Here is a 24,276-nt window from a genome sequence, read left to right as displayed (position 1 = left end):
AGAGCAGGGATAGTCGCCCCGCACCCACACATAGATTCATCGGAATGAGAAGATTGCGTGTCAGGTTAATGGGAGGGACTGCCAAGATGGAGAGCGGAAATGTCTTTCACCAGAGTGAGTTGCAAGCGAAATGTTTTAACCGGATCGGAGAGATGGGCGATAGCCTGACCGGAATCCTGACACTCCGGACAGGCCCCCAATAACTTTTTTTGAAGATCTTGTAAGCTTTGCAGAAAAAAGGGGTCCTCCGGCCAATGCTGAAATTGGATGTCACGAATTTTTCTTTCTTGCACATGGACAACACCCACTGCCGTCCGCTTATTACCTGGGAGATACCCTTTCATGGGCAGTCCTTCGGTTATCGCAGGAGCCCAATTGGATTCGATCAGAGCTTCTAACCCCTGAAGAAAAATGTCTTCCGTATCAACCCGGCGTGAAATCTGGTTTTCCTCTTCTTTGAACTCTCCGATGGGCTCCAGCACAACAAGAGCATGCTCGTCCGGCACAGGAACAATCACGCTATCAAATGTCACATGCTGCCCTTCCCGCTCGACCCAAGCAACCGGGAATTTGACGAGCCCTGTGACAACCGGGTTCGGCCACATAGGCACGGATACCCCTTGAGTACCTCGCATTGAAAATGTTCGTTCGGTCCGCCACCCCCAATCAGAAAAAATCGCCAACACATCATGTTTTTCATTAAGAGCACGGATAAATACGCGCCGGGGCTTTTGAAAATGTTCAATAAATAATGACTGGGCTCCCGACCTCTCATCTAGGGTTGTAGTAAATCCCTCAGGATCTACATTTCCCCCCGAATCGGTTCCTGACTTCTGGGATTCCTCGAATATATTGGAAATCCGGTGTGGGGAGAAAAACAATGAAAGAGGAATAGCCATGACCGGCAGAGACCTCGTGGGATCCATCGAAAAGTGCCAAACCTGATACAGTGGTTGCCCCATTTCAACGACACATCCCTCATCCCAAATGGTTTCTGCTAACCGATACGCTTCCCTTCGCTGATACGTAAGCTTTTCCAATGATAGAAATGCATCAATTTGAGACACCATAGGCGAAGGATTTATTTCGGAGTCAATCACCTGTTCCCCTTTCTTATCAACTCCAGGATTCCTCCTAAAATGCGGCTGCGTGTCTTTGGAACTTTGATCGACCATCGACCGGTTAATTTCGTTGAGAGAAGGGTCAAACACACCAATGAGGTGCGTCACAAGGTCTTGTTCCAAACCAGGGATATCCGACTCTACCCCCTGGGCGCTGACTGATCCTACGACCACCCCAGTTTCTACGTCGACAATCTGCAAATTCACGGAAAGAATGTCCTGCTGGACATACATTCTACCTTGAATGAGATACCGTACTCCTTTTAACTTTCCAAGACCGACGGGATTCTCAACTGATGAAAATCCTCTTTGTTGAAGCCATTGCTCCCGTAAGACCGCACCCAGTGCATCTCGTGATATCACCTCAAGTTGTGGCCATTGCGCCAAATCACTGACCAGCATTTCTTGAAGTCCACGCCCCAGCCAATTTAGATGGGAATACCGGCTCATATTTTCCAAAGGAAGGATAGCAAGGCTATGCGGTCGACTGAGGGTACGGTGGGTTAGAGAAGGAATTGGCGATGATGAAGTCGAAGAAACGGGAATCTCCGTTGATCTCTGACATCCTGCCATTAGCGCGAGACCGGACACCAGACACCAGAAAATTACTGGCGCCCTAGTCAAGGAAAGAATCAACAGGTTGTTTGAGGCGAAGCCGTTGCATGGTGGCTTGAGACCGAAGCGTGTGTCGAATAATCGCTTCGCGATCGTCGGAAGAAATTTTAGTGAACTCCACTGCGATCTCAAATCCTTGTTCCTTGCCTTTAGATTTAGCATTAACCCTAACAATTTTCCCAACGGCCTGAATTGGAATAAATGGACGCAAAATGAGGCGCAGAACAAGCAAAGAATCAAGGGGATAGGAGTCTTCAGAATAAAATTTTATTCCCGAACCGCATAGGCTCACTTTTGTAAATTCTGGAATGGCCCCCTTAAGGTTTTTATCTTTTCCCAATGTCCGGAGAATGGATGTCAACATCCAGTCAATACGCGTGACCATCTGCAAAAGCAAGGGATCACGGATAGTAAGATCCTTTTCATCCACCATGGCCTTGACTAAATCCGGGGAGACCGCCAGCTCATCCCATTGCCACTGGCTGAATTCTGCCCCATCAAGATCAATCATTTCATAGGAAAAGGCAAGAGGAATCTCAACCCACAGACATACAGGCACATCTGCGCGACAATCTTGACGTCGATCCTCAGAAGCCACGATATCCATAAGCCACCTTTATAAGAATCGCCCAGCCATCACACATAATCCATGGAATAGCAACACCTGGGAGTCCTAAAACACTGCTTTCATACTAGGGATTCCCCGCGGCGTGAAGGCTGCGAATTTCCACAAGAAGATCCCTGGCTTGTTCGGCAGCCCCATGAATTTTCTCCAATTGTCGTTTCAGCTGATCATCTTCACACCGACGGAGCGCTAACTGGGAGAACACCACAATAGGCAGTAATTTATTGGAGAGCGAGTGTAACAATTTTCTGTTTTGTGTCGAAATATCCGTCATTACTGACAAAGAGTCTGCAGATGATGCCGCTTGTTGAGTCATCCTTTCGTCCCTTTCAATAGAGGCCTGAACAACCAGCCGTGGCATCCTCTAAAAATGAAGATCTCATCCTTGGTCGGTGCAATCTCGCAATTGTCATACCTGGACAGCCTGTCTTTTCTTTCGGCTGTTTTCCCACAGAAATGTAGGGCGGAAGAAAACATAGAAGATATTTCAACGACCGATTAGGAGTACCTTGACTCTTTTCGTCAAAATTGTGACGGGGAAATTCCGTCATGTCAGGCAAAATTTTTGGAGTTTGATCTTAGGCGAAAACTTCATGGGGCAGCCCATGAAAACCCTCTCAACATTCCCCTCCATAGTCAAATGGTCAGAAGATGTCGAACCGGGGTCGTCTGGTCTTCTCCCCACTGTCGTTTAAGAACACCTAACTTCCGGCGTTGCTCCTGAATATCATTCAGATGTTGGCTGATTGCCGCTTGCACTTCTTTAACCCTGGCAATGAGCCATTGATCAGATTCCATGAGGACTTGGATGGTATCTAAGGAAAGGGATTCCTGTGGACCTTGGGACAGGCGCTCATGGTAGAGAGCAATGACCTGATCCCATTGGCCATGTCGGGCCGCCTCTATAGCATGTTGGGTGAGTTGTTCAACAAGACAGTTAACTTTACCCATAGGACACGAAGCCCTAAATCCCGACCGCCTGCGGCTTGGTTCCTTGAACAGCCAAATCCACCCAGGCTTCCCGAATAAGCGAAAGGCACCGGATAGGGCCTTCTAAGCGACGGGGTTCATTTTTTATGTTGGCTTGAGTCAATTCAAATTGCATGTATTCATACAGGCGCCGTAAATCCTTTGCGATGACTCCGCCCTCCTCCAAATTCAGGGAGGCTGATAATTCCCCGATCACACGAAGGGCCCGATCGAGAAATCGTGACTTATCCTGATAATTGAGGGTGGCCATTCCCTCCTGTGCGAGTTTCATCGAAGAAATGGCCCCATCATACAACAATACAATTACTTGAACGTTGGATGCAGTTTGGATTTGCGTGTTTGCATAAGCCTGAGCACCAACCATCATAGACCATCCTCTCTTTACCCGTTAATCGACGGGAATGCGTTCTGTAATTGTTTCAATTGACTTTGCAACGTGGCCAACAACCCATCTAACCTCGCAAATTTCAATCGTTGCTGCTCTTCATAACGGGCTGAGGCGTCTTCTTTTGTAGAGATTTGTTGGGTAAGATTTTTTACCTGTTGCGTTAAGGCATTTTGGCGGCGCGTGAGAGAACCGGTATCGATATTATCTAAGCCATCAATGGCATCCACAGTCAAATCCGCAATTCCATTAGTGCCGGTGGTGGTATTTTTCACAAACAGGTCGCGCACCGCGGCAAAATTCGTACTCAAAGCCGAATCCAATGTCTCCTCATTCAATTTAATTGTCCCATCGGTTGGTTCCGTTTCAAATCCAATTTGGGAAACACCCGTATAGGTTGTCAAATTACTGATTTGGGAAAATACGGACTCCCTGATTCGATCCAGCACGTTGCGAGCCAGACTTTCACCAACGAAAATTCCTCGTTCCTTCGTTTCTGTATTGTAAAGGGTCCGTTCATTGATAAATGTCACGATCTCATTGTACCCTTTGACAAACTCTGAGATGGCTTCCTTAACCGCACCATTGTCCGGACTCACTGAAATTGTGACAGGATTGCTATCCACAGACTGAAGGTTAAGGCTGAGGCCAGCCACAACATCGGTAAGCGTATTAGTCGACCGGTTAATGGTAATGGCTGTCGTCCCGGCTTCAACGTCAGTCCTTCCTAATACGACCTCCGAATCTTGGGCGGCTTGAAAAGTATCCACTCCGGTAGTGACCGTATTTAAAGTGGTATCGTCAGCCACAATCGAAATAGCATGACCGATCCCTGTCTCGTTAGCCGATAGCACAAGACGGTATTGCGGAGAGGTTTCACTCCCTGTATTCAAAATCGAAGCGCTTACTCCGGCGCCAAGATCATTAATTGCGGCCCGCAAATCGTCCAATGTCCCTGTACTATCAAGATTCACCGTTTGAATCGGGCCAGTACCTGCCTGAAATTGGAATATGCCGGAGGCGCCGCCCACAATATCCGCATCGGTGGATGAAACTGCGGTGGAAGCCTTCGAAATAATTTGATGGGCAGAAGCCAACTGGTTCACAGTCACCTGATAGGTTCCAGGCGCCGCCGTAGATGAGGCACTGGCAGATAAAGGAGGTTGTGCACTTCCAGCAGCTACATTGACTTGATTTTTATTGAAACTGGCCTGGGTGCGAAGGCTACTTGCCAGACCTTGCAGACTCAGTAATTTCCCCCCCAACAAAGCCAAATCTGTTTGTTTTTGTGACGCCTGCAGTTTTTGTTGGGTTAAATTATCTATAGGAATACGTTGCGCTTTGACGAGAGCATCGACAACCGGTCCAAAATCAATACCGTTACCAAGGCCACCAAAACTAATGGTCATCGGATATTCCTTTCGTCATTCTCTATCATATGACGAAACGACAGACTCCTGTTCACCTGGACACAAATATTTGATTGTTCATGCCCACAGACACCGGGTTCCTGAACGGTCTTTGGATGGACGCGGAAATTATATATTCTCTTCCACCAAGAGTCCGGAATGTCCGGAAAATAACCGCGCGAGTTCTACCGCCTTCTCAGAGGGTATTTGTCGGATTAGCTCCCCCGATTCTTTATCTACAACACGAAAAATCACCTGATTAATATCCTTTTCCAGAGAGATCTCAATCCTTGGATCAACCTGCTTCAATGTTTCCTGGAGTCGAGCCACACTCGCCTGTACCTGATCCTTCGTTAATGGATCCTTGACTGTTGGATCCTTGCTAGATTTCGTGGCAAAAACTGGTGGGGGGAGTGCCGATATGCGCTGAACATCTCCCGTTATGGGCTTTTGTCCATCCCTCACCCGAATCTCATTTCCAACTGAGACCGTTATGAAAGAGGCGCTGTTAGAAAGTGTGGAAATCATTGTGGGTTCCCCCCTCGTTCCCCAAAGGAGAAACCGGGTCGAAGCCCCGGTTTCTCCTTATACCTGTTTACCGCAGTAAAGCTAGAGCCTGCTGAGGCAACGTATTGGCCTGCGCCAATATTGACGTACCCGCCTGAACTAATATTTGGTTCCTTACGAACTTCGCTGACTCAAAGGCAATATCAGCATCACGAATCCGTGATTCAGCGGCAGTGATATTTTCATTCGCCACTTGCAGATTCCCAACAGCAGCATCAATCCTGTTTTGCAAGGACCCGATATTGGCTCGAGCAGACGCCACAGCACTAATGGCACTATCGATATTGGACAGTGCGTCTAAGGCATTACCGGAAGTCGACACATTGGTCGAGGCGAGGTTTAAGGTATTCGTGTTCAAATCATTGAGTGACAGGGAAAGCGTATCATTTGCTGAACTTCTGAAACCAATTTGAATACTCAAGGAATCATTTCCGGTTCCACTTAACAGCTTCACCCCATTAAACTCGGTCACAGAAGAAATTCTATCGATTTCGGAACGGAGGGCTACAAATTCCTGATCGAGGAAAGACCGTTCATTCGAGCCGAGGATTCCACTCGCTGATTGCTCGGCTAGTTCCCGAAGACGGCCTAACAAATTGCCGATGCCTTCCGCACCGCCGTCCGCAATCTGCAGTAAGCTTATACCGTCGTTGGAATTTCGGACTGCTTGATTAATACTACGAATCTGAGCCCGCAAGGTTTCGGAAATTCCTAAACCTGCGGCATCATCTGCCGCTCGGGTGATTCGCAAACCCGAAGAAAGACGGGCGACGGACCCTTCCAATTGAGAACTGGACACGCCCAAATTCCGTTGGGCGTTGAGTGATGCGATGTTGTTGTTAACGACAAGTGCCATACTTTCCTCCTTGATGGCTGCACCTCAAAGGATCCGTCCCTTGAGGAAGACAATAAATGGGTTGAGCCGATTGGCCTCCTCTAAAATTGTGAAATGAACCAATTTTCACTTCTACCGGTATGTATCGACGACCAGGAAGAAAACTTGAGAGAAGCCCAATCAAACCCTTGTGCTCCCTGACAAAACCCCATTGAGAATCCACGCAGTAACCTGACCTGGTAAACAGAGACAACTTCACATTCCATATTCTCCGATGTTAATTCCGTAGGAAGCTACAGGAATGAAAGGACGAGAAAGCTTGGCGTTAAGGAAGAGGAGTACTATTTTGAGAAAGATAAGGAATCACTTCATACTCCAACATATCTGCAATTCGAACGGCATCTTCGTTTTCTCGAGCATTCAGTAATTCTTTGACCCAAAACGATAGGTTATGGATGGCCTCAGGCTTTTTAAGCCCCATAGATTCATGAACCTGTAGCCACTCAAGGTAATCGGCTATTTGCCCGAACCATTGGTCTAACTGGTGATATTTTCCATCCCCTTGTCGGAAAGCATCAACAAACTTCTGTCCTTGTTCACGTAGCTGTGCTCCGAATTTTTGGCCCGTTTTTTCAGAATATTGCACGATGGATTCCACATGTTTGCTCACGGCTGCGATGGATCCAAACGAGCTCGCCACTTGAGCCAGGGTGGGAGGCACTAGCTCCCGATCCGTCATCTTCCGATTACCAACTATTAATTCCGTCACCAAACACCCTTTGGCCTGAGCGCGGTCACTCAAATTGGCCAGAACTTCGCCTAGCTGAACACGATCACCCACTTCCCAGATTTCTTCATCCAATTGTACGTGCATACCGACCCCCCCTTGGATCATGAGAAAACATTCCTTCTAACCGCCGATAATTTTCTTCCCCTCGAGTGCGAAATACATGATACGCTTGAGCATGTTCCTCGGCCATGCCGCTAAGGGTCAACGACTCCAAGCTAAAGGTATCTCGAAAAAAGGCCATCGCTAAAGGGCCAAAGGCCAATGACGGCCTGGCGACCTGTTGCATCGTGAGTGTGTCAACTTTTAACTGGTACTGGCGCGCCTTTAATCTGTCAACCGGGATAGGCCTTTGACGACACATATCCCATACGGTGTCGGCTTGAATACACAACTGATCGAGCTGGGGAGCCAAACGACGCCATACCTGCGCGCAGTCTGAAAAATCCGGTGGAGGCGTTGGGGAAAAAGGGACCAGGCTAGGGTTCCCGGTAAAGGATTGATACCAGTATTGCCGCCAATACTCCGCATACCAGGATACGCGTGGCTCTTCAGTTCCCGCTCTTAACCTAAATGTCCCTAACTGATCTTCATTGACGCCGCCTTCATATACTCGAATTTTGGATGAAAACGACGGGAAGGAATGATTACCCAAGAGATGTAAGCATAGCTGGCCCACCTCTTGAGGAATGATCTGGTCTTTACAGGCATGGTGAGGGCAGACCTTATCGAATCCGCATGGGCCACACATGATCTCGGGCTGAACCACCCAATGCCCTGGTCCAAACGGTCCGGTTTCCCAAAAATTCACATGGCCCACCGACACGTTCAGGACCGGCGTGTTCACTCCCACAGCCATGTGCATCGGCCCCGTGTCATTGGTCACCATCAAGACGCAATGATTAAGCAAAGCCACCAGTTGCGGCACAGTGGTTTGGCCGACAGCTTCACATATGCTTCCTAATCCTCCCGCCTGCCGGTAACACCGAATGGCATCGCGAACATCCGCCTCTTCTTTCTTCGTGCCAATCAACACAAATCCGACCGGCCGATTTTGGCCGAGATACGCCATCATTTGTCCAAAGTATTCCGGTCGCCAGGCTTTCATCGGATCACTGGCGCCGACTTGAATGCCAATCCACTCATCGGCCGGCCCGGCTTGTCTCACATAGGTCCGTGCCCATTCTTTCATGTGCTGGGGCACAGATAAGCGAAGAGGAGAAAACGAACCCGGCCCGCTCCCGCCAAGCGAAAAAAGATCCACAATATTGAATCGATTCAATGGTCGATACACATGGAAATCCACGAAATATTTCATCCAAGGATTTTTCACCACGAAACTCCCATCCTGGGTCGTGGTCATTCCTCGCTCATCTGCACACCCGAAATATTTCACCAGAAACGCACTGCGGCGATTAAAGGTCAGGTTCACGACACGATCGTATCCCACCTGAAGTAACGGTTGAACCCAACCGGCAAGTTCCCGGTAGAGGGCGACCACGTCTCGCGCTCGCACCCGGCTTTCATCCATCAACAGCTGGAAGTCAAACATCAACACCTGGCGAATGCCAGGAATGAGGCTGGCGACATGAGCAAATTCTTTATCAACAATCAGATCAATGGCCACACCCGGCCATTCTTCCTCTAACCGTGAGAGAAGGGGAAGCATCTGAATTAAATCACCCATCCGGGTAATGTTAATAATGAGGACTTGTTTATTCATGAATAATCGGCGGGAGCGGGAAATTATCCCGTCAGAGCTTCAAAGAAAATCCCGTTTTTCCTGGCGGTATTCATCCATCATCAGAATCAGTAGTTCTTCACGATTCAGCCGGGCTTCAGGCCCTTTATTTCTAATACTTTTCGCCACATCCACTAACTCCACACGCTCAGTTTGAGGAAACTGCTTCAGCATTGGAATCAATTCCGGAGTCGTCCCGCTTCGCGCCACCAAAGATTCAGCGTGACGATCCCCCTGAAGGATAGCTCCGAGCCGGTCAGGGCTCGCCATGCCCACGGCGCCTAGGAAGGTCCTCATCCGATGGCTGTATGTATGCGCCTCTAATACCCGTTTCCGGGACAATGCAGCCATGGCCGCTCGCCTGGCTGGTTCGTGCAGATAGGTTTGGACAATTGGGATAAGCTGGTCCGGATTGTTAATTATTGCCATCATCGATTCATCAAAAAGGGCCGGAAGCAAGGTGCGGGTATCGACCACTTGAAACGCCCCGCAACTGGCGATTTCAAATGTCCTGGGATTCACCCCATCTCCCTCCGGATCGAATCCATCTCCCGTGTACGAATGCAAATTAATATTGACCGAGGTGGCATTAAAAATTTTCACACTGGTGAAAGTATCAATGCGTGCGCCCCCTCTCTGAAGAACCGGCGCTAACGCCCCAGGGTTGTCCCACTCATTCCCCCACAATTTAAATGTCCACCCATGGCCGACCAGGGATGGGAGGATATGTCGCCGATTTCTATACCCTGCCCCTAAAAAGGATACGTCGGCAACAAACTCTCGTCGCTCTTCCTCGGTGAAAACCATAGGTTGATGAATGGCCGGATCAGCGGCTAAGGGAAGATACGAGACCTGTTTGGCGCCGGCTTTTCTGAAAGCGTCCAAGCATGACCCTTGTTGCATCACAAACCAAAAGTCATACCCCGTCACCATCTGCTGCCAATAGGTTAAATGCCGAAAATTTTCCACAAACCACATCGCCGTTAACACCTTTTTTCGACGCATTTGCTCTAGAACGGCCATGGTTAATGGAGCCTGGGATAAGGCTAACACGAGATCAGGGGGATCTTCTGCCACATGAGCAAGACTTATCACCGCCAGCGTTTCACTCATCCGTTGTTGGACTGTGAGCCGCAACCGGTGATCACGGATCGTTTCCAAATTCTGATATCCCGCATAATGAGGACTATGATCCACCCAACTCACACGATGTCCAAGACCTTCCAATGCATTTACCACATATCGGGCGATCGGCAACGACCCGCCATAAATAGGGCCGACCACCATGATGTGAAGCGCCCCGCTTAATTGTTGAGCGAGATGCTCACGAAGCTGTAGACGAAAATGTTCATAGGCCTCACGATGAACCGTGGCCGCAGGTTCGTAACTCAAAACGCGGACCCGCTTGGCTTTCTGTGTCACTTGGACAGCTATATCAGCCATTGAACCCGCCAGCCACATCACCCCTTTCCCCCACCCTTCCAGCGTCCGAACCGAGACACAATCCGCAAATTCAGAAAGATCTGGCACGACGACCATGATGACCTGGTCATGGGGCAACACCTGACGCAAGGCTTGTACATGGTAGAGTAGTCCCACACCAAGGAGGACAATAGCTTCCCCTCCTTGACAGTCTTTCGCGCGTTCTTCAGCCCAGCGCTCTGCCTCGCGAACCGGATCATACGCACTATGGAGATAGCGGGAGTTGACAAGCGCGGTGGGCATTCCAGATTTAGCTGGTTGGATCGAAAGGGTTCCTCCTGGTACCTGGAGGATCTGAGCCGCAAGAACCGGAGCCTGATCGCGAAGAATACCAATATTTTGTTTCAACAGGTCCATTTATCTGTTCCTGGTTGATTGCCCTAAAAACACAGCCCCGGCCTACAAACTACCGGAGCCTTCCCGACAACTTCGAGACTTCCATCCGAATACCTTGACTCGCCAGCTGAGACAGCTCCTCCCAGGTATCTTTTCGCCGGAGAACAGCCACGTCTGGAATGCCATCCCGGGTATAAAACACCCCCCACTCATCTCTATTGCCGGTCCAGAGATCCCACTCATCTGTTGTCGCATTCACCGGGTTTCCCCGTATTAAATGGACGGTTTCCATCACAGGCCAATAGGCAGAAAATGATCCTACAGCGCTTACGTCAGGGACATCCGGGCTCTCCCGAAGTTGCGCTCCCGCGCGTTGCCACACATAATGACCCACCCCATAGGGGCCCGTTTCATGGACTCTGGCCCGGGAGAAATACCAGCCGATCGCCCGAGCTCCACACATCGTTCCCAGATGCAATGGTCCCGTATCCGAGCCGACCACCCACTGACACCGATTCAGAAGAGCCACAAGCTGGGGCAACGAAGTCCGACCACACCCATTCACCACCCGATTGAGATATTTAATGGGAAGGCGATGCTCTAAGGCCAATGCCGCTTCCCGCTCTCCAGCACCACCGACCAAAAGCAGAAAGCACTGAGGAATTTGCTCAGCGCATGCAACAATCAGGTCTTGCCACACAGAAAGAGGAACTCGCCGGTCGGCATCTCCCGCACCAAGAACAATTCCGATGAGAGTAGAAGGTTCACCATTTACGGGCAGTTCCAGCTCGAAGGGCCATGCCTCCTTAGGGGCCTTCAAGTGGGGAACGTCCCGCGGCGGAAGAACCTGACACATCCCGCAAAACGCATCCGCTAAATGCACCCGGTTGCTTCCTCGATGCTGAGCAATGCGACGTAAATATCCCGCCCATGCCGGAGGCGTCTGATTCAATGGTCCATACTCGCCAGGCCCGACAACCAGACCACTCAATACATGGGCAGCAAGTATCCCTCGGGGATGGTTATTCAAATTATAGGCCAATGCATACGGAGGAAAGGCGTGGTCAGCCAGATAGCGTGTGGCTCGGGCCAATTGTTGGTCACAATCTGTCATCTTGGTCGTGGCCAATTCATGCCATTGTTCCCCATTCCAAGGGAAAACCCTGTCCACACAAGGAAAAACTTCTCCAAGCGCCACCAAAGGCGAAGGGCAAAGAAGATCAAGCGGTCGCTCAGGATAGGCAGATTGCAGGGCAGTCAGAACAGGAAGGGATTGGACCAGATCACCCAGCCGAGCTAATTGTATTAAAAGGGCTCGGGACATAGGCTAACTTGACTAGGCAAAAAGTTCTTCAATTTAATTTGCGAGGGCATGACGGCCAAGAGGTGCCGTCTGCAGGAGAACCTCTAAATCGTGCAATCCCTCATGGTCGGGCTTTAAGAGGCTCAACATCTCACATTGGTGCTTGGCCACATCGAATCGACTCGCACGAAATTCCACTCCGGCCAGCGCAAAGCGCATATCGCAGTCTGCGGGATTTCGTTCAACAAACCGTGCAAGCCGTTCCCCCAAGCCTTTCCATCGTTCCAGGGATGTTCCAGCCTGAATCAACCCATTCATGGCTTCGATATCATCAGGATAATCCGCCACAATCTGGTCGAAAACCCTCCAGGCTTCTTCGACATCTCCCATCCCCATACACGCCATTCCCAAACCGATACTGGTTTTTCGAGAATCTGCGCCACACTGAAGAGCGCGGCGGAATGACAGGGCCGCCTCACCACATTGCTGGGATTGCATTAACAGAATTCCCTTTAACCAGTGACCCGACCCATTGCTGGGGTCAGATTGAAGGAGCGCCTGGATATGGTCAGTCGCCTCAGGCAGATCCTTCCCGCCGAGAGCCAGCTTCGCGAGTCGTTCCCGTGCCGCGCGATCTTCTCCCATACTCAGTATCCGTTTCAAAAATGCCCGCTCCCCATCCAATAACTGTAACGACTGGCAAAGCTTGGCCGCCCATTTAAGCACTGCACCATCATCCGGCCAATCTCGATACTCGGAAAGGAGAGCGCGCAATTCACAGTCGTCCTGGCTATTCAAGCCCTGGCCTACGGCATGCCGCTGACGTAATTGAACCTCCTGAACACGTTGAACTCGTTTCCACTGCGTTATCTCCCTATCGCCCTGCAGTGCCTGGAGGGAGGGCTGAAGCCGGCCGTCACGCAGAGAATACCGGTTAGCATAGCCCGCCGAAACCGTATGGACATCCTCATCAACCACGATGGCGGAAGCCCACCGTTCCATGAGCACAATACCATTGTGCCGTTCGGCCTCATGATCCTTCCTTCCGGGCGTTTGATGTTCCAAATGATAGAGCACACTTTCCGGTTGATAGATGACTTTCTTGCCCCGTTTGCCCACTTTGAGGCACAGGTCCACATCCTCAAATCCGTTCTGATAGATCTCGTCAAATTGCCCGACCGCATGAAACTCCTCACGACGAATGAGCATACAAGCCGCAGTGACAACCTGAAACTCTCGACGAATATTGGCCGCTTGCAGGTCTCCCGGAGCACCACGAAATATATGGTAGGGCGTCAAACAATGTTTTGCGAAAACCACGCCGGCATGTTGGATGGTGTTATTCGGATAGAGCAGCTTACTCCCGACAATAGCAACATCCAAATGGCTCTCCACTTCATTCAATAAAGCCCGCAACCATCCTGGCTTCGGAATCGTATCGTTATTTAAAAAGACCAGAAAACGCCCCTTGGCAGAAGCGGCCCCTTGGTTGCAGGCTTTGGCAAACCCATAATTGGCCGGATTCGTGATGACCTGAATATCCCCACTTAAAGAAGCCAGAAATGCCGAGGTCTCATCGGTGGATGCATTATCGACGACAATGACTTCATACGAACAGCCATCTGTGACCTCCGACAAATGAGTCAAGCACTGACGGGTCAATTCCACTTTATTCCAAACTGGAATAATGATTGAACAATCAAAGGAATACTTGTCGTGGTTGATTGGGGAATAAGAGGGCCCTGGTGGACTCTGTATGTTCGACTGAGGCACCCTGTTGGAGGATTTTTCGTCACGGCCCAACCAGGCCTGTTCATACTGAGGAAGCACATGTTCCATAAGCCGATGGTTCAATACCCAGGCTCGCAGATGATCCCCCTCCCTTTCTAAGGCACCTAAATCATGAATTCGTTCGCGAATCGCCTTGATCCAGGCTTGTGGTTCATGCGGCAACCGTATGATGGGAGCATGTTGATGGGGAAAAATATCCGTGCCAATAACCGGATAGCCCAATATTCCATACTGTAAAATTCGGATATCACTTTTCGCTTCATTGAATGGGTTTGGCACCAATGGCGCCAATGCAAGATCAAGATTAAGACTCGCCAATTTTTTCGGATACTGCGCCACGTCTACCATGGAAAATGCTTCACTGAGCACCCCTGGGCTATTGACCATCGGTGGGGCGTCTCCCAAAAACACCCATTCCACCTCGTCCTTGAGAGCCTCCACAATCGTCTCAAAAATGGCGGTATCGCCTTTGTGCACATTCGCTTGACCTGCCCATCCCACTCGAGGACGGGAACCCGCTCGACGTCGAGGTTTGAAATCCTCCCATTCCTGACGCAACAAGCAATTCAGAAGAACAGTCGATTCGATTCCTCGTTGCTTCAAATCGGCTTGAATAGGTTCCGTAGACACCGTCACGCAATCCGCCGTATACATAAGGCCGAACATTCTTTGAAGATATTCAGGAGTAAAGTATCCATGATTCGGATTATCGACAGGAATTTTCCAGAGCAAATCGTCACAGTCGTAAACAATCCGGGTACCTTGGCTTTGGGCCTCCTTTAAAGTTTCTTCTGACAGCCTACAATTACGCTGAATAGCCCAAACCTGCCCCAACCCCATCGGGGGAAGTGTGGTGTCATTTAAATAAATGTTCGCATCGGCGACAATGGAGCCTTTTCCCCAAATCCCTTCGCCAGCCAGAAGTGGTTGAAGGAGTCGGATACGACCACAAATATAATCGGACGCAATGACAGAAACGGTTCGCCAAGTCTCATGAGAAGTATCTCGTGGAATATCAAGCATCACTTCCCTCGGCCTTTCGTCAGCCTGAACCCGTGGGCGAGAGGATAAGTCGGATCCTTCAGGTTGTTCTCGTTCTTTTTGGAATTCCCTCACGAAGGGAGTCGAACAATACAGTGTTTTCGTACCCGTTTGATAATCCTGCCAATTCTTTTTCGCGATGTCCTGAACATTTTTTCGCCGCCATTCATCTTTAAATGCCCGGTACTCAGCATGAGTCTCTTCTTCAATTCCATCAGTGGCCTTAAACGATTGTGCGTCGATGTGGGCTGCTCTTCCGGCAGGTAGATGCAATCCCACTTTCTCATCCTCCATATAAGCATTCTGCAACCCATGCAAATGGATTCTCAACCCATAATCTGCATCCTCTTCCCCGTACAATCCATAATCCTCACACCAGAATCCCAAGCTTTGATGCGTTCTTTTGGGGATAAGGGTACAAGCTCCGTTTAAATTTCCAATTTTCGGACGAACAGGCAAGCCCCGAATCTCACGGACGGGATAGCTCTCTCGTTCAAAGTTATAGGCAATGGCGCCCAATTCAGGGATACGGTCGATGACCTCAACCATTCTGGATAACCAGCCAGGCTTTTGGATCACGATGTCATTATCCAACTTGAGGTAATACTCTGCTTCAGGCTCCTGACTCCATGCCAAATTGGAAGCCTTGGCAATTCCAACATTGGATGGCAACAAAATCAGATTGGTAATAAACCCTTGCTGATGAAGGGATTGTAAATACTCTGGCGTACCGTCGGTACTTCCATTATCCACAACCGTGATGACGTGGGGGAAACAGGTGTGTTGAAAGAGTGCTGTCAATGCCGCTTTGGTAAATTCCAATCGATTGAAGGTCACCATGCCAATATTGACATACTTTTCGGGGAATACGGGTTTCTCGTATTGAAGGATGGTCAGGGGTTTCTGAATAGGTGGCGGAAAATACGGCCGGTTTGCCTGAATAATAGCTCGAAATTCTTCCTGGCTAATTTGGGGATTGGAATTCACAACCCCTTTTGGATTTTGTAAATACAAGCCAAGAAATTCTGAAATATGTCGCATGGGATAATGTCGTGCGACACGGCAATGAAAGTCATAATCGGCCGCACATAGAAATTTTTCGTCAAATATCCCAACCTCTTCATGAACCTTTTTCCTCCACATGAACAAAGGCCCCATAGGATAGCCGGTCAACATCATATCGGGACTAAAATCAAAACGAATGGAATAGCCTCCTCGAATAAAACGATGAAAAGTCTGGTTCTCAAACTGGGTCATAAACACATCCGCATATACCGTACCTAATTCCGGATGTTTTTCAAGTTCACGGACCATCACTTCCAAGGCATCACAACGCAACCGGTCATCTGTGGGCAGTAGCGTAATGTAACTCCCTTTAGCCATGCGAACGCCTTGATTGGTGGCCGCAACAGCACTCACTCGTTCAGATGTTCTGACATAAGTGATATTCGCAAATCGTTGTTGAAAATCTCGTACAATATTGATTTCCTGCGTCTCTGAGCCGGTTTCTACGATAATAATTTCCATCTGGTCCGCGATGGTCTGTGCTTCTAAATTTTCCAATAACCCCCGCATAAACCGTTCTGAGTTATAAGCGGCGACAACGACAGAAACGAGCCGGATTTTGGATTTTTCCATTTTATCGTGAGGTCGGCCCTGGTCCACTACCGGATTTTCTCCCCTTTGCCTACAGGAAGGAGCTGACTGAGGAGGTTTCGTGAGAGGGTTTTTTTCCTCTTCCTTTTTATTTTGGTAAAAATCCGCCGGCCTTGAAACATTTATGGAATACCCTCCACCCTGAAATTCCCATGGAAATGCGTTTTGAAGGGATTTGGTCTTTCGATAAACTAATGAAAAACCGTTCCCCACCTTATCATCCGGATCTTGTTCTTCAACCAGCGCAAGACGGCAACCAAAAATTCTCGAAATAAAGTTTTTCATGGAGGAGGGGGAAAAGACATGATAATGACAGTACAGGAAACTTTTTGCCTCCGGCTCCGATTCTGGTGTAGCGTGTCTCATATAATCTTGAACCACATGCTCCCATTCAGTAAGGGGCTTTCCTCTGTCAGAAGGAGCCGCATCCCGATGGGGAACCACCAAAAAAAGGTACCCATCGGGTTTCACAATTCGATACCACTCAAGTAAAGTCTTGATGACATCCGGACAATGCTCTATGACGTGGGACGCCAGGATGAAATCTTCTGATTCACTGGAAAGGGGTATCGCACTGGCCTCAGCACATATATCAATCGGAGCAACCTCCCCGACCAGGGATAATTGTTCTTGAGCATATCCCTCTCCACCTAATCCAACGTTCCGGGTTTTCAATCCATACGGATTGTGGGTAGAAGCCCCGATTTCCAAACCCGAAAGGTCATCAAGCCATTTATGTGCCAAGGGACTTTCAGGAAATATGTACATTCTGTGGTCTCGTTGAAAGTGGAATTCTTAGAAGCCAAGCTTTACAGAAACAAGAAGAAATCCAAACCCCGTGCCATGCTCTCTTCATGGGATTATGGAGTTAATAGGAAATGGTTACCTCGCCACGCTTATCATCAACACTTTCTCTTCTTTTTTAACAGTTCAAAGGCATTGCCCTTGAAATACAAATGGGAATTAATCTTCCGGGAAAAGCAATCTTCCAGGCCCAATATTTTTTAATTTGATCAAAGGGATCGTAGGGATCGACTTCATATTCATAGGAATCGTTATTTCCATAAAGAGGAACGACCTGAATGGGCATTCTTAGGCCATACCGAACAATTGATTCAGCTAATGCTACGGGACTTGGAACCAAATCAAGAGGATTGTCTATCGCTTCTTCCAAAGTGAGATAAGGTTTTCTCTGTTGAGTCCCTCGAAGTTTAATGCTCTCAGGTGTTGCCTCATAGATATGTTCTTCCCAAGAATCATTCACCCGTTGAATATCCTCATTGGACAAAACAAGAGACATTGCCCCAGCATTTTCTTTAACATGCTCCTGAGTGGCTGCCTTTACAATTGGAAAAACTCGCTTAAATGAGAGAAGCCATGCCAAAACTACCTGAGATGGAGTGGCTCGATATCTTTCTGCTAAGCCCCGAACAAGGTCCGCTTGAAATGCAGTCCCAACAATTCTTCCCTTATTTAAGGGACTATAGGCTAGTATGGCTCCTTTAAATGAACTAACCCCCAAAAATTCGGTTCCTATTGTTTTGGCTTGCAAATTAAATTCTATTTCATTTGAGGACAAAGGAATATGAGGTATGGATTGCTCAAGGGCACAGACTTCTTGCTGGGAAAAATTGCAAATCCCAAAAAATCTTATTGCTCCACGCTTCTGATATGTTTCCAAAACCTCAAAAATTCTTTCCAAATGCACGCGGGGATTCGGCCAGTGAATTTGATAAAGGTCTACCCAAGGCGTTTGAAGGTTTTTCAGGCTGTTTTCCACGGCTAAACAGATGTCTTCCGAACCCATGTTTTCATGTGGGTAAAATTTTGTAGCAAGAAAACATTTTTTCCGAATCCCCTTTAGAGCAACTCCAACGACTTCTTCTGAAAACCCGTTTCCATACAGACTGGCTGTATCCACAAACGTCATCCCTAGGTCGATTCCCAATCTTAGAGCTTTAATTCTTTCCTGAATATATTCCTTGGGGAAATGATTCTTCGTCCCCATCCCTGTCGTACCCTGACCGATCGATGCAACATTGACCCCTGTTTCTCCGAATAGCTTACTTTGCATCTAGAGTTTCACCACAAAATGGATTTTCCTGAGAAAAGTTTTTTCCACATTATATCTCGCTTAGCCAGGACCGCTTGCTTTAAACCGCGCGGGCGGTTCTTAGCAGTTCTTTTTCCCCGTGGTTTTCCCGATACCAATCGATGGTCTTCTTTAATCCCATAACCAGGTCGGTCTGAGCCGAAAAATTGAGAAGGCCTTTGGCTTTTCCCACATCAATCAAACGAATTGGAATCATGGAAGGTTTCGCGGGGTTTACAACCACCCTGGCTTCCCGGAAGTCATCAACCTCTAGAAGGGTATTCAAAACATCACGTACTCGACACCCTTTCCCGTAGCCAATATTTACAGGGTCGCACCGGTCTAACCGGTTCATCGCCAGCATCACGGCATCGACAAAGTCATCCACATAAATTAAGTCTCGGACATCCTCACCTGTCCCCCACACCTCCAGAGGGTTCTGACGTTCAATAACCTTACGTGTAAGCGCCGCTGTCACATGGGAACGTTCAAAATCAAATTTGTCATAGGGCCCATAAATATTAGATGGCCTCACGACCACCGTGCTCATCGGATCCTTAATTTTTTCGGAATACATACGGCATAGCACCTCACCATACCGTTTCATCCATCCAACACTGAAATACGTCTCATATGGATCCCCCGCAAACATTTCCTCCTCGGAGATCGGCCGTTCCCCACTGGGTGGATAGGCGGCGCTACTACTAATAAAGAGAAACTTTTTTACCTTTGCCTGGTAGGACGCTTCCAACATCTGGGTATTCATCACCACATTCGGCGTCACATGTGCTAAAGGGTGGGTCGCCATGACCGCCGCTCCTGAGGTATTCGCTGCACACATGAAAACATAGTCCATGCCCTCTACGACCCGTCGACACTCTTCCATATTCGTCAAATCGGCGTTGACATATTCCAGTTTCTGGTGGTTGAATTGCGGGCCACGGGTATGCAATGTCCCTCGTACATAGCTCGCCTCTTCCACCAAACGCTTAGCCATATTGGTTCCCAGAAATCCTCCGGCCCCCGTCACTAAAACGTTGCTACCTTTAAACATGAACGACTCCTTCATCCCGTTGAGAAACAATCGGCTGTTTGATCGGCCACCAGATTTTCAAGGTTGGATCATCCCAAGGTATGGTAAATTGTCCTTCCCGGTTGTAATTGGTTGTTTGCTTATAGTGAAAGATTGCCTGCTCAGACAGCACCAGATGGGCGTTTCCAAACTTGGGTGGAATCAGGACCTGTTGTCGATTGCGATCTGATAACGTAAACGATTCCCACTGTTGATATTGTGGAGAGGTAGGATCCCAATTGACGACGACCAAATAAAACTTCCCCCATAAACATGACACCAGCTTCCAGGTTTTCTGGTCTCCATGAATGCCTCGCAACACATGCCTGCCAGACACGGAGATATCATCCTGCACGAATGGCATATCAATTCCGGCTTGGCGGTACAGGTCCTCGTTAAACGTTTCAACATAGGTTCCCCGAAAATCTTCAAAAATTGTCGGTGGAGTCACTACTCTCACTCCTTCCAAGTGGCAGGAAGAAAGCTGTAAATTAGGAGGCGGCGAAATAGTTTTGCCGTTGAAGATATTCATCATGATGCTCCAGATACCAATCCCATGTATGCCGTAACCCCTCTTGAAGACTAATTTGTGGTGCATACCCGAGAAGATGTTTTGCTAAAGAAATATCCATCACACGCCGGGGAAATCCGGTGGGTTTCGTGTGGTCATATTGGGCCCGGAAGGGCACAACCGATTGAAGAGCTTCTACTAATTCTCTGATGGTATAGCCGATCCCACTGCCCAAATTGACGTAACGACCACCCGTGCCATGGTACAAAGCAAGAATCACTCCATCAGCGACATCGCCACTATAGGCAAAATCCCGAATAGCGGTGCCATCTCCCCAAATCACTACCGGATCTTCTTTTGAAAAGATGCGTCGCATGAGGGTGGGAATGACCATGGCATTGGCAGGATCGAAATTATCTCCCGGTCCATACACATTGCAGGGACGCACCACGGCGTAGTGCGTCAGACTGTACTGTATTTGATAGGCACGAACTTGCAATTCGGCCATTCGTTTGGCCCAGCCAGGGAACATATCCATTGGTGGCCCTTCATCCTCCCCTTCCTGTTCCTTGAAAATTTCCGCACTCGGGTACGTGCCAATGGAGGAGGTATAAACCACGCGATCAACCTTAGATAGGCGACAGGCCTCCAACATATTGGTATTCATCATCAACAACGGAACGAAAAAACTTGCGGGCTTGGATTTCGTGACCTCAATGGACCCTTTGATTCCCGCCACATGAAACACACAATCCATGTCCTTCACCATACGTTTACAAAATTCAAAATCACACAGATCGCCCTTCACATACTCCACTTTATCTTCAACCTGAATCTCATCCAGAGACACACTTCGAACCGAGGCCCCAGCCTCTACCAACCGACTCACAATTTGCCTTCCGATCAACCCGCTTCCCCCGGTTACGACAATATTTTTCCTATAAAAAAACCGCATAATGGAATCAGCAATCATGCCTTTGCTCAATTGTTCAGCTCTTGTTTGAGGCACGGACTCTCTCCTTAGTGGGCGATGACCCCTTATTCGAACACCACATACGACACTCGTGAGGCAAAGGGAAACCGTTGAATTTTTAAATGGTTCAATCCAAAGACTTCCATCAGGGCGAGGGTCTCTCCAGGGGAATCAGGATCATTCAATTCATCAAACCCCAGAATTGTCCCCTTGGTTATTCGGGGACGAAGAACCTCAAGACACTTGACCGTCGGTTCGTACAAATCTAAATCAAAATAGGCCATAGCCACGATGGTTTCCGGGCATCTGGCCAGATATCGAGGTAACTCCTCAACCACATCTCCGACGCACAGTTCATGTTTTTTAATATGATGTAATGGATTAAGTGCTTCATGAAGACTGAGTAACTCTTGAAGGCTTTCTGCATAATGGGGAGAAACAGCCAATTGTCCATTCACCATCATATTGGAATTCCCATCCTTTTCATGGATAGATGGGAATCCGGAAAACGTATCAAATCCGACAATTTTTCGATGCCGGTTAAAGGGTTCATAGATCCCTCGCAATGCGGAAAACAAGGCAAGATTTTGCCCCCACCGTACACCAAACTCCATGACGACACCTTGAACAGCAATGATTTGCCGATATAAGAAGTCCATGAATAAGAGGCGAGACAAATGCTTGGATTCGAGAAATAGTCCAAGATTCGATAGTAATTGGTCCGGGGGAATCGGATTGTGAAAGAGTAAGTCCCCCATCTGTTGTCGAACCGCGTGCTCACTCGAATTCTCATAAGTTTTAATCTGTAATTGATCCGCGTTCACCATCACATCTTCTCCTCTACCGGCTTCCAGATCACCATAGAATAGCCATCATGGTATAGTGACCCAAAAGTTCGGATCGTTCCAAGAATTTCCAGGCGGCCTTCGTGCTCAAAAGTCTTCAGGGTTCCGAGCAATCCTTGCAAATACTTTCTTTTCTCCAGATACTTGGCCGCGACGTAATCAAACAGGAGGTTCTGATCGTAAAGCTCATACAGGGTTTCCACGTGTATGCAAATTGAAGGGCGTTGCCTGAGGAGATAGTCTACAAAAGCATGGTATTGACAGCCCAATTGCTCCATGGCGCCAACCGTAAACACCCCGCTCCGAGGATGCAGGTCAAACGATGCATCAGGCTCCAACATGTTAAATTCCCGACCAACGACATTAAATCCATGCTCTTCTTTCAACAGGCGAAGAATCGCTTGAGAGGATTGAGACCAATCCAACCCATACAAGGGACGGCCTGGAAACATGAAAGCTGCATCGACTAAATTATGCCCGGTTCCACAACCAAACTCGTAAATATGGTCAACGTCATGAAACCATTTTTTATACATCCAGTGGCGCAGAATTTGGACAACACTGGTTTCAAATTGAGAAGAAACCGGTCGGACATACTCACCCTTTAAACGGATGATTTCCTGAGGCCGCACAAATTTTGGGATTAATGCAGATAAATCATATCCTGTGCGTTGAAATTCCATCAGATTCTCTGCCCATCCATCTTCCCAACGCTGCTTACGATGGGTCCCTGCGACTTCCAGATCTTGGTCAAGGGTTTTCAACACTCGGAGAAAAACTTGATCACGGGAAGCCCCCTGCAAGACGGCATAACGCAAATCATGACGTCCTACCAATTCCTGGCATTCCTGGAAGAGCGTGCCAGGAGCTTCCCCCAATAGGGCTTCAAAATCTTCTTGGTGAAGCATCCCATGGTGCTTGTGATTCTGCGTGAGTGGAAGAGTGCCAATCATTTATCTCTCACAATGCTATCAAGAGAAATCTTCCAGCAGCGCGGGTAAGGGCTTTTCGAAACCGTGTGCAATGACCCATGCCCAATACCGGATTCGGCCTTCCAAGAGCTCAAACCGGGCATGGGAGGAACTAGCCGGACGAAGACGCACCGGTTTCAAAAAATCCCCTGCGGTAATTTGTTGGGCCAATTCTTGCGGACTAGGTACGCAATGCATGGCATTTGCAAGAGCGTCTTCGAGGGTTCGATAGACCGAACGTCCTGAGTCATCAGCAACTTGTATGGATTTAGGAGGAATCTCTACGAAATGTCCGGTACATTTTTCTTCCAGATACCGGGCATCCTCGTCTTTGAGATTAAAATTTATACTTTCCGCGTTTTCCTTCATTCGTTGACAATTCGTGGTATTCGGAATCACCACAACCGGGCGATGTCCAACTAACCACCGCAACACAATTTGAGCTGGAGTTTTCTGGTATTTATTCGCTATCTCCTGAAGAACAGCATACTGTTTCCGATTCGCTACAAAACGTCCACAATGAAGAGGGCTATAGGCGATAATACTGATTCCAACTCGTTCGCCGTATTGGAGGAATTCCTGTTCAATACTTCGATCGAACAAGTTATATTCGACCTGAACAGAAGCCAGGAGGTGTGGAGTTAACTGTTGATGTATCTTTAACGTGTCATTGAAAGAAAAATTGCAGATTCCCACATATCGTACCAACCCCTCCTGTACCGTTTTCTCCAGACCCATCAGGGTATCCAAGATGGGGATTTGGGGATTGGGCCAGTGGATTTGGAGAAGGTCAATCCAGTCTGTTCGCAAACGCCTAAGACTCTCCTGAACCGAACATTTAATGCCTTTTGAAGATAAGTTTTCAGGAGAGACCTTTGTCGCCAACACCGCACGATGCCGAATCCCCTTCAAAGCCTTACCAATGACCGCTTCAGACTCTCCATCACCATACACAGGCGCCGTATCAATAAAATTTAATCCCATATCAATTCCGGCACGAATCGTGGATTCAAGTTGCCGATGTGCTTCCCGGTCTGTCAGGGAGTGATGAATCCCAGTCCCTTGACCGATAGCGGAAATTTCTATGTCAGATTGGCCTAATTTTTTAAAAAGCATCGCGCAAGCCTA

The 24,276-nt window shown here is 48.4% G+C and carries 20 protein-coding genes; all 20 read right to left on the bottom strand.

Going from position 1 to position 24,276, the window contains the following annotated elements; translation table 11 throughout:
• Positions 1-65: 65 nt before the first annotated feature.
• The 20 genes from H6750_12630 to H6750_12535 all read right to left on the bottom strand — a co-directional run bounded on the left by H6750_12630 (position 66) and on the right by H6750_12535 (position 24,264).
• Positions 66-1,571, bottom strand: coding sequence for a hypothetical protein (locus H6750_12630; protein ID MCB9775150.1), 1,506 nt, complete (start codon positions 1,569-1,571; stop codon positions 66-68).
• 166 nt (positions 1,572-1,737) lie between these two features.
• Entirely contained in the window at positions 1,738-2,343 is a 606-nt protein-coding gene (locus H6750_12625) for a PilZ domain-containing protein (GenBank protein ID MCB9775149.1), read from the bottom strand.
• An 85-nt stretch (positions 2,344-2,428) separates the two neighbouring features.
• Complete coding sequence (locus H6750_12620) at positions 2,429-2,677, bottom strand: hypothetical protein (GenBank protein MCB9775148.1); 249 nt, start codon at positions 2,675-2,677, stop codon at positions 2,429-2,431.
• Positions 2,678-2,997: 320 nt separating this feature from the next.
• A complete protein-coding gene (locus tag H6750_12615) occupies positions 2,998-3,312 on the bottom strand; it encodes a hypothetical protein (protein ID MCB9775147.1) in 315 nt (104 codons plus the stop codon).
• A 13-nt stretch (positions 3,313-3,325) separates the two neighbouring features.
• Positions 3,326-3,718 carry a flagellar export chaperone FliS gene (gene fliS / locus H6750_12610; protein ID MCB9775146.1) on the bottom strand — a complete coding sequence of 131 codons (393 nt, stop codon included), beginning with the start codon at positions 3,716-3,718 and terminating at the stop codon, positions 3,326-3,328.
• Between the two features lie 14 nt (positions 3,719-3,732).
• On the bottom strand, positions 3,733-5,145 hold the full coding sequence (fliD, locus tag H6750_12605; protein MCB9775145.1) for a flagellar filament capping protein FliD: 1,413 nt from the start codon (positions 5,143-5,145) through the stop codon (positions 3,733-3,735).
• A gap of 129 nt (positions 5,146-5,274) precedes the next feature.
• Positions 5,275-5,610: a flagellar protein FlaG gene (locus H6750_12600; GenBank protein ID MCB9775144.1), complete on the bottom strand. Its 336-nt coding sequence runs from the start codon at positions 5,608-5,610 to the stop codon at positions 5,275-5,277.
• 130 nt (positions 5,611-5,740) lie between these two features.
• Positions 5,741-6,568: a flagellin FliC gene (locus H6750_12595; GenBank protein ID MCB9775143.1), complete on the bottom strand. Its 828-nt coding sequence runs from the start codon at positions 6,566-6,568 to the stop codon at positions 5,741-5,743.
• Positions 6,569-6,872: 304 nt separating this feature from the next.
• Complete coding sequence (locus tag H6750_12590; GenBank protein MCB9775142.1) at positions 6,873-7,421, bottom strand: hypothetical protein; 549 nt, start codon at positions 7,419-7,421, stop codon at positions 6,873-6,875.
• Positions 7,402-9,057 carry a glycosyltransferase family 9 protein gene (locus tag H6750_12585; protein ID MCB9775141.1) on the bottom strand — a complete coding sequence of 552 codons (1,656 nt, stop codon included), beginning with the start codon at positions 9,055-9,057 and terminating at the stop codon, positions 7,402-7,404. Before H6750_12585 ends, H6750_12590 begins: the two co-directional genes overlap by 20 nt.
• Positions 9,058-9,096: 39 nt before the next feature.
• Positions 9,097-10,914 (bottom strand): glycosyltransferase, encoded by a 1,818-nt coding sequence (locus H6750_12580; GenBank protein MCB9775140.1) that lies wholly within the window; start codon positions 10,912-10,914, stop codon positions 9,097-9,099.
• Between the two features lie 49 nt (positions 10,915-10,963).
• Positions 10,964-12,217 carry a glycosyltransferase family 9 protein gene (locus tag H6750_12575; protein MCB9775139.1) on the bottom strand — a complete coding sequence of 418 codons (1,254 nt, stop codon included), beginning with the start codon at positions 12,215-12,217 and terminating at the stop codon, positions 10,964-10,966.
• 33 nt (positions 12,218-12,250) lie between these two features.
• The gene (locus H6750_12570; protein MCB9775138.1) at positions 12,251-17,452 is read right to left on the bottom strand and encodes a glycosyltransferase; all 5,202 of its coding nucleotides are present in this window, start codon (positions 17,450-17,452) and stop codon (positions 12,251-12,253) included.
• A 154-nt stretch (positions 17,453-17,606) separates the two neighbouring features.
• On the bottom strand, positions 17,607-18,692 hold the full coding sequence (locus tag H6750_12565) for an aldo/keto reductase (protein MCB9775137.1): 1,086 nt from the start codon (positions 18,690-18,692) through the stop codon (positions 17,607-17,609).
• A 145-nt stretch (positions 18,693-18,837) separates the two neighbouring features.
• Positions 18,838-19,830 (bottom strand): NAD-dependent epimerase/dehydratase family protein, encoded by a 993-nt coding sequence (locus H6750_12560; protein ID MCB9775136.1) that lies wholly within the window; start codon positions 19,828-19,830, stop codon positions 18,838-18,840.
• Entirely contained in the window at positions 19,823-20,380 is a 558-nt protein-coding gene (locus tag H6750_12555) for a dTDP-4-dehydrorhamnose 3,5-epimerase family protein (protein MCB9775135.1), read from the bottom strand. The genes H6750_12560 and H6750_12555 overlap by 8 nt, the downstream gene beginning before the upstream one ends.
• Complete coding sequence (locus H6750_12550; GenBank protein ID MCB9775134.1) at positions 20,340-21,368, bottom strand: NAD(P)-dependent oxidoreductase; 1,029 nt, start codon at positions 21,366-21,368, stop codon at positions 20,340-20,342. Before H6750_12550 ends, H6750_12555 begins: the two co-directional genes overlap by 41 nt.
• A gap of 29 nt (positions 21,369-21,397) precedes the next feature.
• On the bottom strand, positions 21,398-22,159 hold the full coding sequence (locus H6750_12545; GenBank protein MCB9775133.1) for a crotonobetainyl-CoA--carnitine CoA-transferase: 762 nt from the start codon (positions 22,157-22,159) through the stop codon (positions 21,398-21,400).
• On the bottom strand, positions 22,159-23,130 hold the full coding sequence (locus tag H6750_12540) for a class I SAM-dependent methyltransferase (GenBank protein MCB9775132.1): 972 nt from the start codon (positions 23,128-23,130) through the stop codon (positions 22,159-22,161). Before H6750_12540 ends, H6750_12545 begins: the two co-directional genes overlap by 1 nt.
• 18 nt (positions 23,131-23,148) lie before the next feature.
• On the bottom strand, positions 23,149-24,264 hold the full coding sequence (locus tag H6750_12535; protein MCB9775131.1) for an aldo/keto reductase: 1,116 nt from the start codon (positions 24,262-24,264) through the stop codon (positions 23,149-23,151).
• Positions 24,265-24,276 lie beyond the last annotated feature (12 nt).

This window comes from Nitrospiraceae bacterium (assembly GCA_020632595.1).
In the GTDB taxonomy this organism is placed as follows: Bacteria; Nitrospirota; Nitrospiria; order Nitrospirales; family UBA8639; genus Nitrospira_E.
The sequence above is the reverse complement of the archived record's forward strand: the minus strand, read 5'-3'. Positions and strand labels throughout refer to the sequence as shown.